Below are 17005 nucleotides of genomic sequence, written 5' to 3'. Positions count from 1 at the left end.
CTTTTGGATTTGAACTTCGTATTAATTGGAAAAATAATAAATTTTTTAGTGTATGTTTAAATCATAAAATAGGCTATTTTTATGAAGCTGTTTCAATTATTAATCAAATTGATCCAACGTATTTTTCAAAGAAATAATATTTTCTGTATTTACTGTATACAAATTGTAGTTGTTAAAGCCCATGTCATCACCTTCTATTTCGAAAAAAAATGAAGTATCATCTATCAAAATCTAAACAAAAAGGGGCTGTTCAGAAAGTCCCTTTTTATATTGACAATACATTCCATCTTATCTATTGTTATAGGTAGATTGGGAATGATTAAAGTGGCAAAAGTAAGAACCAAAATTCTTGAAGCCTAAGATTTTTATGATATAGAAGACAAAGTAAATACATACTTGGATTATTTACAAGAAGGAACATACATCGATATAAAGTTTTCTACTGTTTTGCATCATAACAACATTAAAACATACACAGCACTTATTGTTTATAAAACTAATTAAGGTCACATCTAACCAGGTGTGGCTTTGCAACTTTATTAGAAATTGTAAAAATTTCATTTTAGTCTTACTTTTGTTCCTATTTAAATTAATTTGACCTTCACACAATGTTAAGGTTAAATATGCGTATCAATTTGAAATAAAAGGAGAGTTATAATGAATATGGAGTTCAATTTTGAAGATTTCCCTAAATTGGAAACGGAACGCTTTATCCTTCGAAAAGGAATAGTTGATGATGCCCAAGATATTTTTATGCTTTATTCTGATGAAAATGTAGTTAAGTATATTCCATTAACATTATTTACTTCAGTAGAAGATGCAATATATGAAATAAATTGGTATGATAAAATTTTCAAAGAACAGACAGGTTTAAGATGGGTAATCGAAGAAACTAAAACCCAAAAAGTGATTGGAACATGTGGTTATTTGAATTATGAAAATGAACATAACCGAATAGAAATTGGATATGATTTAAAACCTGAATATTGGGGAAAGGGTATTATGCAAGAGGCTTTAAGTAGCATAATCCATTTTGCCTTTACGTCAATGGGAATTAATAAGATCGAGGCAAAAGTAGAACCAGAAAATACATCATCTATAAGATTGTTGGAGAAATTAAATTTTTGTCAAGAAGGTATTTTGAGACAACATGAATATGAAAATGGGAAGTATATTGATCTTGCCATATTATCAATTTTGAAAAGTGAATATTAGAAGGTTATGAAGAAGGTCACACTCCAAATGAGTTGTGGCTTTTTATTATGCCTTTAAACTATGAAGAATATTAAGCTGTACTTGTATGGGCGTATAACAAGGCTGTAGAGTGTACTAGTGTGAAGCCTAGTAAATCACCCTCTGTGGAGGATAAAGCGCACAGGGAACGTTCAGTACCTTTCTATAACTGGTTAGAGGAAAGGGATTAGTCTTCCACAATCAATAGTGCATAGTGAACCATCGTTAGATAATTGGCTGGAATGGTAAATGAAATTGATGTACCAATAAATGTTAATTTAAGATAATGTTAATCTAAAGAAGGAGGTTATAGTGTTTGAAGAGTATTAAAGGGGGACTATATTTTGAAAAAGAAAATTAGTTTGATAATTACATTTCTAATATGTTGTAGTTTATTAATTACATGTATCTCGAATAGGAAAGTTAAAGCAACTTTTATAGGGGAGATTGAAGAGATGATAAATAATCGGGAAGCTTTTGTTTATGTAACTAAAACTGAAGGTAATCCAGTTTATGGAATAATTTATGTGAATCTTGCAAAGAATCCAGACGAAACATTTCAGGTTGGTGATAAGGTAAAGGTTGGTTATAATGGTAAAGTTCAAGGTGCAGTACCACTTACAATTACTACACTTACGGTAGAATTAGTTGAGTAATTTCTAAAATAGTAGTTGTATATAGTGTTGCTCTTTGAATAAAAGGACCACTCCTGATGGATGGGAAAAGAGGGAATGAATTGAAAATCATACCATCTATTGAAACTCAACAACGTATGCATGCTTTCTTTATGAAAACGTCAGCTCCACGTATCTATAAAAATAACTAGAAGAAGAGCGAAAACGTAAAGAAATGGAATCTCAACAAGATACAAATAAAGAAAAGTAATAAAAATAAACACTTGCTACGGCAGGTGTTTTTTTTGGTAGGCAAAATAAAAAGGACTGGGATATTATTCCCAATTTACTTGAACATCTTTACAAACATGCCCACCAAAAACATTAATAATTAGCCCCAATTCAGCCCAAAATTAATAATATTTAATACATGATTGTGCATTGTTGATAAAAAGCAAAAACCCTAGAGAACCTTGATATAAAAGGTTTTCTAGGGTTTTCTAAACTACTCTTTGCAGAGTAATTTAATTAACGAGAGTAGAACTCTACGATGAATGCTTCGTTGATTTCAGCTGATAATTCAGAACGTTCTGGAAGGCGAGTGAATGTACCTTCTTTTTTGTCAGCATCAAATGTTAAGTAATCAGGTACGAAGTTGTTTACTTCGATTGCTTCTGTTACTACAGCAAGGTTTTGAGATTTTTCACGAAGAGAAATCGATTGACCTGGTTTTACGCTGTATGATGGGATATCAACGCGTTTGCCATCTACTAAGATGTGACCGTGGTTTACTAATTGACGTGCACCACGACGAGTGCGAGATAAACCTAAACGGTAAACAAGGTTATCAAGGCGAGTTTCAAGAAGGATCATGAAGTTTTCACCGTGTACACCTTTCATTTTACCAGCGCGGTTAAATAGAGTACGGAATTGACGTTCGTTCATGCCATACATGTGACGAAGTTTTTGCTTCTCTTGAAGTTGTAAACCGTATTCAGATAATTTTTTACGTTGGTTAGGACCGTGTTGACCTGGTGCGTAAGGGCGTTTTTCGATTTCTTTACCTGTACCGCTTAGTGAGATACCAAGACGACGTGATAATTTCCAAGATGGACCTGTATAACGAGACATAATGTTGTCTCCTCCTTTAAATTTGGTTTTTTTGTTGTAAAACAAAAACCAGTAGTACCCATTCTTATATGCATTTTATTTTCATGTACTTTCGCCTATGCAGCCGTTAGGTTACACAATACACCATCTATTTTGTGGTTATGTGAACTAAGAAGTTATACACCACTTAATAGAGGAATAAAATACAGGTATAAGCTTATACCACTGCTGCGTTTATTTTACACAACCTACATTGTAACTGCTATTGGCATTGGCGTCAATTATTAGACAAACTATTTTTAAAGTGGTCATATAGTAGAAAATTCCTCTCTATACATTTTACACTATCCCGAAATAGTTAAAGATACGGTGAGAAATGTAAAATGTAAAAGTAAAACAGAATTACATAGTCAAAATGACACAAATTATGTATAATATATTATAAGTTAATAGTAATTGATTTGGACGTTATATAGAAAAGGTGATTTCATGACAGACCATTTACAAACGCTAAAATATATAAAATCAGATGTTTTGAGCTTTTGGGTGAGTTCGAAGGAAGAACAAGCCGGTTTTAATGAGTACTTTTATCCATTAAAACAGTGTCTAAAGAAGCACTTGCAAATTGCTAATGCAGCTTTTCTCAGTTTCGAGGGTAATTCCTTAATACCAGTCGAAGAAATGGCTGCTTTGACGATTGAAACAAAACTAAATGCTGTGTCATGGTTAATGATTGAAGCTAGCTTTTATCAACAAAAAGTGGTGAAAATTCCTTATATATTAAAAGAAAAAGAAGCCTATACGATGATGACAGATATGGTGCTTTTTCAAGCAGATGGCAAAAATCCAATTGGGGTGTTACTCGTGGAGGCATCAGATGCTTGGACAGACTTTATGTCCTCGGATTACGGGGATGAATGTGTGGAAACGCTTACGAAGGTTTTACAGATGATTAGAGAGAATCTAGAAGTAAAAGTGAATGAAGATCAGTATAGAAAATTATATAATATGACTGATTTGTTTCATTCCACGATGGATATTGATTTAATTTTGGAAAATGTCTTGAAGAATATTAAGGATAATTTCCCAGAATTTAATGTAGAGCTTATTTTATCGAATGATCAGGACCGCCATACGACTATCGAGATTAAGCTTTTTGATTATTTATCTGAAAGGCCAGCAACGATTGAGGCTTTTGTATCAGGAGAATTGACAACGGAACTTGCAGGCGATTTGAATTGTCGATTATTGAATGCTCCTATAAAAGGGAGACAAGCAATTTATGGCATATTACAAGTAAGTGCACCTACAACATATCTTTTTTCAACGACCGAAAAGGATTTTGTGCGTATGCTAGCACAAGCATCAGGGAATGCACTCGAAAATGCAAAATTATATCATCAATCGCACCGCCTCGTAAGTGACTTACAACTCATCAATGAAACATCACATCGATTAAACATGAGGATTGACATTCATGAAATGTTACTTTTCCTACAAAAACAGTTAATGAAATCTTTTCAGCCAATGGAAGTCTGTTTTGCTTTTAAAAATAATGAAACCTTTGAAGTGACTGGCGCTAGTACAGCATTATTTAACTCACAAGAGGGTATAACATATATCAAACATGTTGAGCAACATTTTGAGCATACCAATGATCCACTATTTATTGCTGATTTCAGCAGATTAACCCCTAGTCAAACTGAATATCGATCAATTATGGCAATCCCAATTTTAATGGAGGAAAAAATAAATGGCTTTAGTATTGTATTACATAAAGAGCCTTATTTCTTTTCATTTGATAGCTTTAAATTAATGCAATCTTTAATTCATCACTCGTCTCTAGCAATTGCAAACTCAATTTTACGAAATCAACTTCAAGAAATGGTAGATTTGGATCATCTAACAAAATTATATGCAAGAAGTTATTTAGATCAGTATGTTGAAAAATCGCTTAAGAACGATAAATCGGGAATGTTCTTACTGATTGATATTGATAACTTCAAACGTGTTAATGATACGTACGGTCATCAAATTGGTGATAAAATTCTTATACAAATTGCCGTACAATTAAAAGAAACAATTGGCACGCGAGGTATTTGTGCGCGCTGGGGCGGGGAAGAAATGTCCGTTTATGTGCCAAATATTAATGAAAAAGACGCCATAGAATTGGCAGCAACAATTGTTGCAGTCATTCCCAAAGCTACAGATCCGAAAGTGACTATTTCGGCAGGTCTTATTACTTGGGATGAACAGTATCGCCCTGCGTTTCAATCTGTATTTTTACATGCTGATACTGCATTATATCAAGCGAAAAATAATGGTAAAAATCGTTTCTGTATTCATGACCGCGAATCCGTAAAAACCAATGTTTAATGGACTAACACACAGCATCCTTTCTATATAAATGAATTGCCCTGAAATGACAATTGTTAAACCATTTCAGGGCAATTTTTTTGATTTCAGTGAATCTTTCCTGTGTGAAAGCCGCAAATATTTTTGTACTGAGAGCGAAGCGTCAGGTTCAGTATATCCGTTGAAATAGAGGAACTTAACTAAGAACTTCACCTGAGTGACATCCATTGTGTTGGCCTAAAGCCTCCGATGGATGTCACAGATTTTGAATAGGCGCTTTTTCAAAAAAATCTGGACATACTTACGCTGGGGTGTAATTAATGTTTTTTATAAATGTAAAAGTAGCGTATGGACGAATAACTCTAATCCGTCTTGATCATCTTTTGAAAATCGATTAACAATTGGACTGTCGATGTCAAGAACACCTATCACTTCTCCGTTTTTTATCAAAGGGATAACGATTTCTGATTGTGATGCCGCATCACAGGCAATATGTCCTGGAAATTCATGTACATCTTTAACAACGATTGCTTCCTTTCGAGCTACAGCTGTTCCGCAAACACCGCGCCCAGTGGGAATTCTAACGCAGGCGGGTAAGCCTTGGAATGGACCTAACACTAACTCATCTTCGCGTAAGATATAAAAACCAACCCAATTAATGTTTGTTAAAAATTGATTCAATAATGCAGAGGCGTTGCTTAAATTGGCAATGCGATCTGTTTCTCCTGTAAGTAGGGCATCCAATTGTTTAGTCAATGAATGATATTGTTCTGCGATGGGTCCATCATAATGAATTTTCGTAAACATACTAGCACCTCGTTTCAAAGTTATTTATTTTGGAAATATAACATGGTAGTGTTGATGTAAATCAGTGGCACTGTGCGCATCTGAACCAAAGACAGCAGGCAATCCTATAGATTTACTATAATCGATAAAGGCAAATGGTGGATAAGGTTCCTGACAATGTGTTTTACTTAAACCAGCACTATTTACATCTAGCTCATAGCCATCTAGCTTCATACAATCTAAAACTTCTCGAATCCTCTCAGTGTCATCAACTTTCACTTTATGTGCTAGTTGGAACTTGTGAACAAGTGAGGGGTGTCCGATACGTTTAGGCTTATATTTTCCTAAATCTGCTTTAATGGATTGTAGAACCGTATCATAATATAAATGATAAACCTGTTCAACAGAGCCTACCTTTTTAGCAAAATCAATAAAGCTTTCTGGAGAATAATCGATACATTCAAATGTATTTTGCCATGATAAAAAGTGGACTGATAAAATAGAGTCATTTAAATAATGTCCATATGTATCCAAAAATTCACGTGTTTCTTGTTCAAAGCCTTGAATGTAGTCAACCTCTAATCCAATATGAATACGAATGTCTCGTGCATATTGCTTTTGCAGGCTCTGCAAATCGTTGAGATAAGACATTAGAAATTCTGGATTCATACCACTATCTTTTTCTGGTGTAGGGTCAATAAAACCTGATGGTAAAGGCGCATGCTCTGTAAACGTAATATCAGTGAAGCAATTAGCAATTGCTTTCTCAATATATTGCTTGAATGTATCAGTAGTACCATGTGGACAATAAGGACTATGAATGTGTCCGTCACGTTTCATTAAATTACCACTCCCTATGTTTTTTAATCAATCAAGATTAAAGCCCCCAGCAGATGTTAAGGATTTTGAAGAGAAGCTTTTCAAGCGAGCTCGAAAAAATCCGGACGTAATTAATACTATGGCGTAATTGATTATACCTGAGCGTTGTCATACACTTTTCCGAAAAACGCTTAAATTTTAGTACAAAAGGCGAAAACATAGTATATAATAAATACAACTAGCCAATTCGTTTATTGTAGAATAGGAGGCTTACGATGGAGTATATCATCATTCCGGTTGTCCTACTATTAATTTTAGCTATAGTGGGATTTATGATGCGACGAAAACATACAACAATCATTGCAAAGCTTGAAAATGAAAAATTACAAATACAAAACAATCCCATAAATGAGGAAATTTCCAAAGTTAAATCTTTGAATATGAACGGTGAAACAGAAGAGATGTTTGAACGATGGCGTAATAGCTGGGACGAGGTCATCGATGTACATATGACAAAAATTGATTCGCTGTTATTTGATGCAGAGGACCAAATAAATAGACTGCGTTTTAAAAAAGCAACACTCATTGAACGTGAGATAGAGGATTATATTCAAAAGTGTGAACAGGATAAAGATAAAATTTTAGAAGAATTAAATGAATTAATTGGCAGCGAAGAAAAAAACCGTATAGAAATTGAACAATTAAAAGAATATTATCGCTCTGCACGTAAAACCTTGTTAGCCCATCAACATTCATTTGGGGTAGCTTTACCAGCATTGGAAAATAGACTGGAGACATTCGTTCAAAAGTTTGAGGAATTTGATGTACTGACAAGCGAAGGGAATTATTTGCAGGCAAGGGAGATTGTAATCAGCCTAAACCATGAATCTCAACAAACATTTGACTATATCAATGATGTACCAACGATTTTAACAGAGCTGCAAGTAAAGCTACCTGGAGCTGTACAGGAATTGCGTAGTGGTCAGCGTGAAATGGAGGATCAATCCTATTATTTACAGCATTTGGAGCTAGCAGAGGCACTAAATAAGTTTGAAGAAGAATTTAAAACATTAAAAAACGAGTTAGCAGAGCTTAATTTGACAGATGTTAAGCCGCGTGTTGCTGAAATAAATGAAGAAATTGATCGATTCTACGATTTACTGGAAAAAGAGGTTATAGCTAAAAACTATGTTGACCAAAATTGTGATCGCTTACTAAGTTCAATTACCAATGTTATTACTTCAACAAGATTGGTTAGTGATGAAGCGACTTATGTGCAACAAAGCTATCATTTAAATGAAAAGGATGCAGAGATTCCAAAAGTGGCTTTAAAGCAATTAGAGGCATTACAGCGACGTTATGAGTTACTAGCAATACGCGTGAAAGAGGAAAAGTCTGCTTACTCAAGCTTGCAGGAGGAATTAATTGAAATTAGTGATGAGCTTGAACGAATTCATGAGGAACAAGGGCATTTATCAAATACGATGAAAAAACTTCGTATAGATGAGAATAAGGCACGTACACAAGTAGAAAGCCTAAAGAAAGCATTGCAAGAGACAGATCGACTTTTAAATAAAGCCAATATTCCTGGTATACCAGATGAAATGGATGCGCGTTTAGATGAGGCAGCAGAGCATATCTATGTAGTGATGCAAAGTTTGCAAGAAGTACCTCTTAATATGGGAACAGTACATAATAATTTAACGGCTGCAACCCTTTGTGTGGAGGATGTAAAAGAAAAGGCGAATGAATTGATAGAGAATGTAATGCTAATTGAACGAATTATTCAGTATGGAAATCGTCATCGTGTAACAAATCCAAAATTGAATGCTCGTTTAAAAGAAGCTGAAGTCGCTTTTCATCAATTCCGTTATTCCAAAGCACTAGAAGAGGCTGGAACGGCAGTTGAAGAAATGGAGCCAGGCGCTTTAAAACGAATTCAAGAGCTCGTTGCAGAGGAATTCATGTCAAGATAGTTAAGACACAGCCATATAAGAAATTTCATCTGCTGTCTAAAAAGTATACGAATACTTTTTAGACAGCTTTGTTTTTGAAATCAGATGGATACGCTGGTTAGAACTTCGAAATGACGGATAAAAAAACGGATGAAAAGGAGTGGGGAAATTGCAATTTTTTATTAGGGAAATGACTGTAAGCTATGCGACTGATATTGTAAGTTGGAAATATGAACCACCATATGATTTTTATAACAACGAACATTCTGAGGAATCAATAAAAGAAATACTTGATAATCCTTATAAATCAATTGTTAACGACAAAGATGAACTTGTCGGTTTTTTTTGCACAGGAGCATCTGCACAAGTTCCTAAAGGGCATGACTATGGGGCATATCTGAACGAATGTATTGATGTAGGTATCGGGATGAAGCCTGAATTAACAGGGAAAGGTTTTGGTACGGAATTTTTTACATTTATCCTACATCAAATACAACAAAATAATCAGTATCCTCTCCGCTTAACAGTTGCAAAATTTAATACGAGAGCTATTCATCTTTACGAAAAATTAGGCTTTAAAAAAAGCATGGAATTCACAGCAACAAGCGCATTTATAACAATGTTGAAAAAATGAATGTATCGTTTACTTTTGGGCGTTTCCATGAAGTAAAAGTCCCGGCGGATATCACAGATTTTGAAGAGGAAATTTACAAGCAAGCTTGAAAAAAATCTGGACGCTTACGCAAAGGCATAAGTGATGAATTAATTTTTTAAGCTAAAATAGTTACCACTCTATGAAGGATGGTTAGTCGCAATAAAAGTAAATAAAAGAGTGACTTAATTAGAATAATTGTTAAAGTTAGTGGTCAATTGTCCAAGATTGCGTTATGATAAATACCGTTAAATCAACGTTTTGAAAGTGTGTGAATTTTAATGGAAGTAAAAACAATTTATTTAGATAATAGTGCAACCACAAAGCCTTTAAAAGAGGTCATGCAAGCATTTATGGTAGTGAATGAACAGTATTATGCCAATCCCGCTTCCATACATGCAATGGGTGTTGAAGCAAACAACTTATTAAGGCGTGCACGTGAGCAAGTAGCAGATATTTTGCAGACAGAAGCAAAAAATGTGCTATTTACATCAGGTGGTACTGAATCCAATAATACAGCAATTTTGGGTCTGGCTCGCAGCAATACACATAAAGGCAAGCATATTATAACGACTGAAATTGAACATCCCTCTGTTCTAGAGTCCGTTAAGCAACTTGAAAAAGAGGGCTTTGAGGTAGAATATCTGCCAGTGGATCAAAATGGAGTGATTTCATTAGATGATCTTCGTGCAAAAGTACGTAAGGATACCATTTTAGTAAGCATAATGCACGTTAATAATGAAATGGGCGCCATTCAGCCTATATTTGAAGCAGCTAAAATTATTCATAATATGAGCAGGGCTGCTTTTCATGTGGATGCTGTTCAAAGTTTCGGAAAACTACCTTTAGCATTTAACCATGAGGATGGACCTGACTGCATTTCTATTTCAGGGCATAAAATTCATGGATTTAAGGGCTCAGGTGTGTTAGCGTTTCGGACACATATGAAGTGGCAGCCTTATGCACTTGGCGGTGGTCAGGAATATGGATTACGTAGTGGGACAGTGGCTGTTCCGCAGGCTGTCGCTTTGTCCAAAGCTGCTCGTATTGCGGTGGAATCAAGGCTGGATCAAGAAAAAAAATATCGTAAGTGGCATGATGAAATATGTCTACAGTTACGTGAATATGGAGAGGCAGTGCATATTTTATCGACGCCTCAGGGAGCAGCACATATTTTATCTTTTAGCATTCGGGATTTAAAAGGTGAGGTTATTATTAATGCAATGCAAAAACGTCAGGTAATCGTTTCTACATCAAGCGCTTGTTCGTCAAAGCAAACAAAAACTAGCCATGTGGTAGAGGCCCTAAAACTTGATGAGCATTTTAAAAAGGGTGTTATCCGTTTAAGCTTTGGTGCCTATTTATCGGATGAGGATATTGCAAAATTTAAAGATGTGTTAAATGAAGTATTGATGGAACTTAAAGGAGAATAATACAATGATTTGGAAAGAAATTTTAATTCGCTATGGCGAGCTTTCAACAAAAGGGCGCAATAAGATGGATTTTATCCGCCGATTGCGTGAAAATATTCGTCATGCGTTTGCAGATTTAGGACATTTACACATTCGTACAGAACGTGATCGGATGTTTATCGCTATACAAAATGAAATTCAAATGAATGCTTTATTAGAAGGACTACCTAAAATTTTTGGCATACAATCCTTCAGCCCAGTGGCAGCGTGTGAAAAAGATATTGAAGCTATGAAAAAGCTGGCCATTACAATTATGGATACATTTAAAAATGAGCAGCTTACCTTTAAAGTAGAGGTGAAGCGAACAGATAAAACATTTCCATTAGAATCTCATGCTATTCAACGTGAAATTGGCGGCTATGTTTTACCAAATTACAAAAATCTATCAGTAAAGGTAAAGAATCCTGATATTGAGCTTCGTGTAGAAGTACGTCATGATGCAACTTATATGATGGCACAAGTGATTCCTGGTGCAGGAGGAATGCCAGTAGGTTCTAATGGGAAATCGCTATTAATGCTTTCTGGTGGAATAGACAGTCCAGTCGCTGGCTATTTAATGATGAAGCGTGGTGTGCGCTTAGAGGCGATTCATTTCTTTAGTCCACCATATACAAGCCAAAATTCATTGGAAAAGGTAAAGGTACTAGCAAATGAATTAACGAAGTTTGGTGCAAGCATTCGTTTACATGTCATTCCTTTTACTGAAATACAGGTACTGATTAAAGAAAAAGTACCTTCAAATGTATCCATGACAACAACTCGCCGCATGATGTTAAAAGTTGCAGATAAGGTTCGGGAGGAAATAGATGCACTTGCAATTGTAACAGGTGAAAGCCTTGGACAAGTGGCAAGCCAAACACTTGAAAGTCTTACTGCAATAAATGCTGTAACCAATACACCGATTTTACGTCCATTGATCTCAACTGATAAATTAGAAATTATCGATATTGCTGAGAAAATTGGCACATACGAAACATCTATCCAGCCATTTGAAGATTGCTGCACCATTTTTACACCTGCAAGTCCAAAAACAAAGCCAAAGCTTGAGAAGGTTGAGCATTACGAAAGCTTTTCCGATTTTGATGAATTAATTGAACGAGCGGTGAAAAATCGAGAAGTCTATATTTTCCCGAAAAAAGAACAAGAAACCGATAAATTTGCAGATCTTTTATAACGAGAATGAATTTATATTGATTCAGCAAAAAACTTCTATCCCTATAAATAGCGAAGTTGTAAAGAAAAAAATCTGGTCGTAATTACACTAGACACAAATTAAATGTAAGTCGTCTCAAAAGCAAATTTTGAGGCGGCTTTTTTTAATTTCCCCTATTTCCTATGGAGGTACAATTTACCTCTAAAAATTTTGTATTAAAAATCTAATATCGCACATTCTATATTCACAAGGAGGTGAGAGACATGGCTTCAAACAACAACCGCAGTTCAAACCAGCTTGCAGTACCTGGTGTACAACAAGCACTTGATCAAATGAAATACGAAATTGCACAAGAATTTGGTGTTCAATTAGGAGCTGACGCTTCAGCTCGTGCTAACGGTTCCGTTGGTGGTGAAATCACTAAACGTCTTGTACAAATGGCAGAATCTCAATTAAAAGGTATGCCAAACAACAATCAATAATTGCTGAATAAGTAATTATTAAGCTTAAAACCAGTGACCGTAAAAGGCACTGGTTTTAGTTTGCTTACATTTAGTTTAATTATCCTAAATAAAAAATGATTTAAACGTTGCTATTGTCTGGGAAATATCCTCACTATCACAAATAGCAGAAATAACAGCGATACCATCCGCACCAGCATCAATAACTGATTGTCCATTTGAACAATTTATGCCTCCAATTGCAACAATGGGAAGCTCAGGATTTTCAATGCGTATGCCCTGCAAAAATTTTGTTCCACTTGGCGTTTTCGCATCGCTTTTAGATGTAGTTGCAAAAATGGGACCAATTCCTACATAATCTGCTCCATATTGTAGAGCAGTTTCCAATTCAGCATGAGAATGAACTGAAACACCTAGTATCATCTTTCCAATTTTTTTACGAATTTTAGATACAGGGAAATCCTCCTGACCAATATGGATTCCATCTGCCTTAAGTTTTACTGCAAGCTCTACATCATCATTGATAATAAACGGCACATTATACTGCTGACAAAGCTTTTGACAATGACGAGCAAAATTTTCATATTCTTGTCCTGTTAATGCACGAGGTCCCTTTTCTCGAAGCTGAAACATGGTGATCCCATGCTGTAAAGCTTTTTCAAGAACTTGTATTGGCTTCTGATGGATAACATTACCTGTGCCCATTATAAAATATAGCTGTAAATCCTTACGATTCATGAATAATCACCTCACAGCTCTCCTTATAGTTTTGATAGGCAAAATGATTTGTCGGCCCATGCCCATTACCTAGAGCTAAATCATACGTTATTGCTAATTGAATAAATTTTTTTGCTTCGATAATTGCTTCTTTTATAGGAAGACCACTGCCCAAAAAAGCAGTTATGGCTGCTGAAAACGTACAGCCAGTACCATGTGTATTTTTTGATGAAATACGAGGAGTTTGCATAGAAAAAGAATGTCCATCTTTAAAAAATATATAATCAATGGCAAAATTCTTATCTGCTAAATGACCTCCTTTTATAATGACACATTGTACTCCAGTTTGTAGCAAGAGCTTGGCTACTTCTTTTATATCAGCTAAAGTGTTAATTTCTTTGCCAGTAAGCGTTTCGGCCTCTGGAATATTCGGAGTCACAATGGTTGCCACTGGCAGTAGAAGATTAATGATAGCATCAATGGCATCTTGTTGTAATAAGCTTTCTCCGCCCTTTGCAATCATCACAGGATCTACAATAAGTGGAACTTTGGTATTAGCCATTATTTGTGCAATAGTTTGTATAATGGCTGAGGAAAATAGCATGCCTGTTTTCATAGCACTAATTGGGAAATCCTCCAATAGTGCCTGTAGTTGTTGCTCAACAAAGCTTGCCTCAATGGGCATTACCCCTGATACACCAAGTGTATTTTGTGCGGTCAAAGCTGTAATGACAGAAGTTCCAAACACCTTTAATTCCTGAAAGGTTTTTAAATCAGCCTGTATACCAGCACCGCCGCCACTATCAGATCCAGCAATTGTCGTAACAACCTGCATTATCGTTCACCGTCCTTTGAAAGACGATATAGTTCATTCAATACAGCAATTTGAAAATCACCGATGTATTGTGTAGTAGAACCGGCTTGTTCAGCAATTTTTTTATAACATCTTAGTACATCTACTAATTGGTTATAGGGCTGATTGTCAGATACAAAAGCAGCGCAACAAATGGCACTTAATAAGCAGCCAGTACCGGTGACCTCTGTCATATGAGGATTTCCGCCTGTAATCCATTGTTGGTGATTTCCATCAGTTATGAAATCTTTTTCACCTGTGACAATCACTATACAATGATACAACTGAGCAATTCTTTTTGCTTCATCCTCTAAGGAAATGGAACCTGTTCCACTGTCTACACCTTTTTGCTGCCATTTTACGTTGGCAATTGCGGCAAGCTCTCCAATATTGCAGCGAATTACTGCAAATTCAATCTCTTCTAATAGTTGCTTTACGGTTTGTTTTCGGTAAGTTGTGGCTCCAGCGCCAACTGGATCTAACACTACTGGTATGCCAAGTGCATTGGCTTTTTTTCCTGCAAGTATCATGGATTCTTTCGTTTTGTCATTAAGGGTACCAATATTTATTAATAAGCTTGAGGCAATTGCAACCATTTCCTCAACCTCGTCATTGCCATCAGCCATAACTGGTGAGGCACCGATTGCTAAAAGCCCGTTTGCTTGAAAATTTGCCACTACATAATTTGTAATGCAATGAATTAGTGGGCTTTTTTTACGGATAGTTTGAAAAACCATTTTAAGTCCTCCTTTGTTGGATGGACGTAAGCATGCAAAAAAGGCTCTTTTTTGTGCAAAAAATACACGCAAAAGAGCCTTTCATCAATGAATTAGATGTGAATTGCTCCCTACGTCAGTATTAACTAACAGGTTCAAAGGGTCAGGTTTTACCTTCTCAACTCCAAATGAGTCCCCCTGCAATCTTGCTTTTAGTTGACCAAAATGTACCATACTTTTCTTTCCTGTTCAATAGATAGTTTTTATCTTCATTTAGCAAATGTAGTTCTGTAGCGACAGCTACAATTACACCTAGGCGAAATTGATTGATGAACGTGACTGATGCCATATAGCAAAGTATGATAGTTGTCATGACTTTTCTAAAATAGAGTGCGAACCATTGAAAATGATAAAAATGGAGTTTTATAATGAGTCATAGCATAAGGGAGGCATTTGCCATGAAAAGACAGGATTTAATTGCACCTGAATGGTACAATATTACAGAGGAAATTGAAAAATATGCACAGGATGCAAACAAGAATGCGCTCATTATTTATGATGAAAATGATGATGTTCAGTTTATTACATACGCACATTTACTGGCAAAGGCAAATCAGGCAGCACATGTTTTTACAAAACAAGGTTTAACAAAAGGTGATGTACTTATCGTGATGGTGCCTAGATCAGTAGAAGCCTATATTGTCTATATTGCTGCTTTAAAAGCTGGTATAACAATTATTCCTAGTTCAGAAATGCTAAGAGCGAAGGATATAGAATATCGTATAAACCACGCTCATGCAAAGGGCATTGTTGCATATGAGCCATATATTGAGCAATTTGATAATGTGAAAAACTTACAGGGCTTGCAGCAATTCGTAATAGGTACTGCTCACGAACCTTGGCAGTCATTACTTCAAAAAATGCAAGAACAACCAACAGACTACATAAGTTCAACGCCAACGAAAAGTTCAGACAAGGCATTTTTAGCTTATACAAGTGGTACAACAGGCAATCCTAAGGCAGCAGTACATACACATAGCTGGGGATTTGCACATTTACGAACAACAGCTCCAAATTGGTTAGGCGTACAGGAAGATGACATTGTTTGGGCTACGGCAGCTCCAGGTTGGCAAAAATGGATTTGGAGTCCATTCCTCGCTACATTAGGAAGTGGTGCAACCGCATTTGTGTACAAAGGCAAATTTAATGCAGCAACATATCTTACACTTCTAGAGAAATTCAATATTAATATTCTGTGCTGTACACCAACTGAATATCGATTTATGGCTGCACTAGAAAATTTACAAGATTTTAATTTAGAAAGTGTTCGTGAAGCTGTCTCAGCAGGAGAGCCTCTAAATAGCGATGTAATAAAAATGTTTGTGGATACTTTCGGTTTACAGGTAAGAGATGGCTATGGGCAAACTGAAAATACATTACTGGTTGGAACAATGGTAGGTATGGAGGCTAGAATTGGCTCAATGGGAAAACCAACTTCAGGAAATACAGTAGAAATTATAGATGATTTTGGACATCCTGTTGCAGTTGGAGAAGTAGGCGATATTGCTGTTCATCGTGCAACGCCTGCGTTATTTAAAAAATATTTACATGACCCTGAGCGTACCAGCTTACAATTTAGAGGAGATTGGTATATCACTGGTGATCGAGCATATAAAGATGTAGATGGTTATTTTTGGTTTGAGGGGCGAGGAGATGATGTTATTATTTCATCCGGCTATACAATAGGACCCTTTGAAGTAGAAGACGCTCTCATCAAACATGCTACAGTAAAAGAAGCGGCAGTTGTAGCAAGTCCAGATGAAGTTCGAGGAAATATTGTAAAGGCATTTGTGGTACTTAATGATGGAGAGATAGGAAATGATAATCTTATTAAACAACTTCAAAATCATGTAAAAGCTTTAACAGCACCATATAAATATCCTCGGGCCATTGAATTTGTAACAGAATTGCCAAAGACTTCTTCAGGCAAAATCCGTCGTATTGAATTGCGTCAACAAGAAAAAAATAAATGTAATATTAAATAGTTATAGATTTACTTTTTGTCGAAAAATAATTTCCTAGGAAATAATGTCGAAAATCAAAGTTCAT

17 protein-coding genes and 1 riboswitch are annotated in these 17005 nt (G+C 35.7%); of the genes, 10 read left to right on the top strand and 7 right to left on the bottom strand.

The features are described 5' to 3' along the window. Nucleotides 1-372 precede the first annotated feature (372 nt). The 3 genes from AC2CGN_RS10880 to AC2CGN_RS10870 all read left to right on the top strand — a co-directional run bounded on the left by AC2CGN_RS10880 (nt 373) and on the right by AC2CGN_RS10870 (nt 1889). Entirely contained in the window at nt 373-504 is a 132-nt protein-coding gene (locus AC2CGN_RS10880; RefSeq protein WP_484513934.1) for a sporulation protein Cse60, read from the top strand. Between the two features lie 153 nt (nt 505-657). After that, nucleotides 658-1215 (top strand): GNAT family N-acetyltransferase, encoded by a 558-nt coding sequence (locus AC2CGN_RS10875; protein WP_286924640.1) that lies wholly within the window; start codon nt 658-660, stop codon nt 1213-1215. A gap of 473 nt (nt 1216-1688) precedes the next feature. Further along, on the top strand, nt 1689-1889 hold the full coding sequence (locus tag AC2CGN_RS10870; RefSeq protein ID WP_484513818.1) for a hypothetical protein: 201 nt from the start codon (nt 1689-1691) through the stop codon (nt 1887-1889). Nucleotides 1890-2375: 486 nt separating this feature from the next. Here the strand turns inward: AC2CGN_RS10870 and rpsD are convergent, their stop codons facing one another. Next, nucleotides 2376-2978, bottom strand: a complete 603-nt coding sequence (rpsD, locus tag AC2CGN_RS10865) for a 30S ribosomal protein S4 (protein WP_054770899.1) — start codon at nt 2976-2978, stop codon at nt 2376-2378. 468 nt (nt 2979-3446) lie between these two features. Here rpsD and AC2CGN_RS10860 point away from each other — a divergent pair, with 468 nt between their 5' ends. Continuing rightward, nucleotides 3447-5333 (top strand): sensor domain-containing diguanylate cyclase, encoded by a 1887-nt coding sequence (locus AC2CGN_RS10860; protein WP_429982743.1) that lies wholly within the window; start codon nt 3447-3449, stop codon nt 5331-5333. A 306-nt stretch (nt 5334-5639) separates the two neighbouring features. On the opposite strand, the gene AC2CGN_RS10855 is transcribed toward AC2CGN_RS10860, so the two are convergent. Next, entirely contained in the window at nt 5640-6119 is a 480-nt protein-coding gene (locus tag AC2CGN_RS10855; protein WP_484513816.1) for a GAF domain-containing protein, read from the bottom strand. Between the two features lie 24 nt (nt 6120-6143). Continuing rightward, nucleotides 6144-6938, bottom strand: a complete 795-nt coding sequence (gene hisJ / locus AC2CGN_RS10850) for a histidinol-phosphatase HisJ (protein ID WP_286924634.1) — start codon at nt 6936-6938, stop codon at nt 6144-6146. 254 nt (nt 6939-7192) lie between these two features. Between hisJ and ezrA the strand changes: the two genes are divergently transcribed. From ezrA to AC2CGN_RS10825, 5 genes are all read left to right on the top strand, one after another. After that, nucleotides 7193-8893: a septation ring formation regulator EzrA gene (ezrA, locus tag AC2CGN_RS10845; RefSeq protein WP_286924633.1), complete on the top strand. Its 1701-nt coding sequence runs from the start codon at nt 7193-7195 to the stop codon at nt 8891-8893. A 139-nt stretch (nt 8894-9032) separates the two neighbouring features. Continuing rightward, a complete protein-coding gene (locus AC2CGN_RS10840) occupies nt 9033-9506 on the top strand; it encodes a GNAT family N-acetyltransferase (protein WP_484513813.1) in 474 nt (157 codons plus the stop codon). Between the two features lie 299 nt (nt 9507-9805). Then, nucleotides 9806-10957, top strand: coding sequence for a cysteine desulfurase family protein (locus AC2CGN_RS10835; protein ID WP_484513811.1), 1152 nt, complete (start codon nt 9806-9808; stop codon nt 10955-10957). Between the two features lie 4 nt (nt 10958-10961). Next, the gene (thiI, locus tag AC2CGN_RS10830; RefSeq protein ID WP_286924630.1) at nt 10962-12170 is read left to right on the top strand and encodes a tRNA uracil 4-sulfurtransferase ThiI; all 1209 of its coding nucleotides are present in this window, start codon (nt 10962-10964) and stop codon (nt 12168-12170) included. Nucleotides 12171-12412: 242 nt separating this feature from the next. Then, entirely contained in the window at nt 12413-12631 is a 219-nt protein-coding gene (locus tag AC2CGN_RS10825; RefSeq protein ID WP_012295642.1) for an alpha/beta-type small acid-soluble spore protein, read from the top strand. A gap of 84 nt (nt 12632-12715) precedes the next feature. On the opposite strand, the gene thiE is transcribed toward AC2CGN_RS10825, so the two are convergent. The 4 genes from thiE to AC2CGN_RS10805 form a co-directional block, all read right to left on the bottom strand. Then, the gene (gene thiE / locus AC2CGN_RS10820) at nt 12716-13348 is read right to left on the bottom strand and encodes a thiamine phosphate synthase (RefSeq protein ID WP_484513808.1); all 633 of its coding nucleotides are present in this window, start codon (nt 13346-13348) and stop codon (nt 12716-12718) included. Beyond that, nucleotides 13338-14162, bottom strand: a complete 825-nt coding sequence (gene thiD, locus AC2CGN_RS10815) for a bifunctional hydroxymethylpyrimidine kinase/phosphomethylpyrimidine kinase (RefSeq protein ID WP_484513806.1) — start codon at nt 14160-14162, stop codon at nt 13338-13340. Before thiD ends, thiE begins: the two co-directional genes overlap by 11 nt. Next, the gene (gene thiM / locus AC2CGN_RS10810) at nt 14162-14917 is read right to left on the bottom strand and encodes a hydroxyethylthiazole kinase (RefSeq protein ID WP_429982738.1); all 756 of its coding nucleotides are present in this window, start codon (nt 14915-14917) and stop codon (nt 14162-14164) included. The genes thiD and thiM overlap by 1 nt, the downstream gene beginning before the upstream one ends. Before the next feature lie 90 nt (nt 14918-15007). After that, nucleotides 15008-15106: riboswitch (TPP riboswitch) on the bottom strand. Continuing rightward, nucleotides 15075-15269 carry a hypothetical protein gene (locus tag AC2CGN_RS10805; protein ID WP_484513804.1) on the bottom strand — a complete coding sequence of 65 codons (195 nt, stop codon included), beginning with the start codon at nt 15267-15269 and terminating at the stop codon, nt 15075-15077. Its footprint overlaps the riboswitch before it by 32 nt. Before the next feature lie 85 nt (nt 15270-15354). Between AC2CGN_RS10805 and mbcS the strand changes: the two genes are divergently transcribed. Continuing rightward, nucleotides 15355-16941, top strand: coding sequence for an acyl-CoA synthetase MbcS (gene mbcS, locus AC2CGN_RS10800; protein ID WP_484513802.1), 1587 nt, complete (start codon nt 15355-15357; stop codon nt 16939-16941). The last annotated feature ends 64 nt before the right edge of the window (nt 16942-17005 follow it).

Source organism: Lysinibacillus sp. DFXJR4, from assembly GCF_057196045.1.
This window is presented reverse-complemented; position numbering and strand designations above follow the sequence as displayed.

What these genes read in the sequence shown, in the direction of transcription:
- AC2CGN_RS10875 (WP_286924640.1), top strand. Translation starts at nt 658, where the DNA reads ATGAATATGGAGTTCAATTTTGAAGATTTCCCTAAATTGGAAACGGAA.
- AC2CGN_RS10870 (WP_484513818.1), top strand. Translation starts at nt 1,689, where the DNA reads ATGATAAATAATCGGGAAGCTTTTGTTTATGTAACTAAAACTGAAGGT.
- rpsD (WP_054770899.1), bottom strand. Translation starts at nt 2,978, where the DNA reads ATGTCTCGTTATACAGGTCCATCTTGGAAATTATCACGTCGTCTTGGT.
- AC2CGN_RS10860 (WP_429982743.1), top strand. Translation starts at nt 3,447, where the DNA reads ATGACAGACCATTTACAAACGCTAAAATATATAAAATCAGATGTTTTG.
- AC2CGN_RS10855 (WP_484513816.1), bottom strand. Translation starts at nt 6,119, where the DNA reads ATGTTTACGAAAATTCATTATGATGGACCCATCGCAGAACAATATCAT.
- hisJ (WP_286924634.1), bottom strand. Translation starts at nt 6,938, where the DNA reads ATGAAACGTGACGGACACATTCATAGTCCTTATTGTCCACATGGTACT.
- ezrA (WP_286924633.1), top strand. Translation starts at nt 7,193, where the DNA reads ATGGAGTATATCATCATTCCGGTTGTCCTACTATTAATTTTAGCTATA.
- AC2CGN_RS10835 (WP_484513811.1), top strand. Translation starts at nt 9,806, where the DNA reads ATGGAAGTAAAAACAATTTATTTAGATAATAGTGCAACCACAAAGCCT.
- thiI (WP_286924630.1), top strand. Translation starts at nt 10,962, where the DNA reads ATGATTTGGAAAGAAATTTTAATTCGCTATGGCGAGCTTTCAACAAAA.
- AC2CGN_RS10825 (WP_012295642.1), top strand. Translation starts at nt 12,413, where the DNA reads ATGGCTTCAAACAACAACCGCAGTTCAAACCAGCTTGCAGTACCTGGT.
- thiE (WP_484513808.1), bottom strand. Translation starts at nt 13,348, where the DNA reads ATGAATCGTAAGGATTTACAGCTATATTTTATAATGGGCACAGGTAAT.
- thiD (WP_484513806.1), bottom strand. Translation starts at nt 14,162, where the DNA reads ATGCAGGTTGTTACGACAATTGCTGGATCTGATAGTGGCGGCGGTGCT.
- thiM (WP_429982738.1), bottom strand. Translation starts at nt 14,917, where the DNA reads ATGGTTTTTCAAACTATCCGTAAAAAAAGCCCACTAATTCATTGCATT.
- AC2CGN_RS10805 (WP_484513804.1), bottom strand. Translation starts at nt 15,269, where the DNA reads ATGACAACTATCATACTTTGCTATATGGCATCAGTCACGTTCATCAAT.
- mbcS (WP_484513802.1), top strand. Translation starts at nt 15,355, where the DNA reads ATGAAAAGACAGGATTTAATTGCACCTGAATGGTACAATATTACAGAG.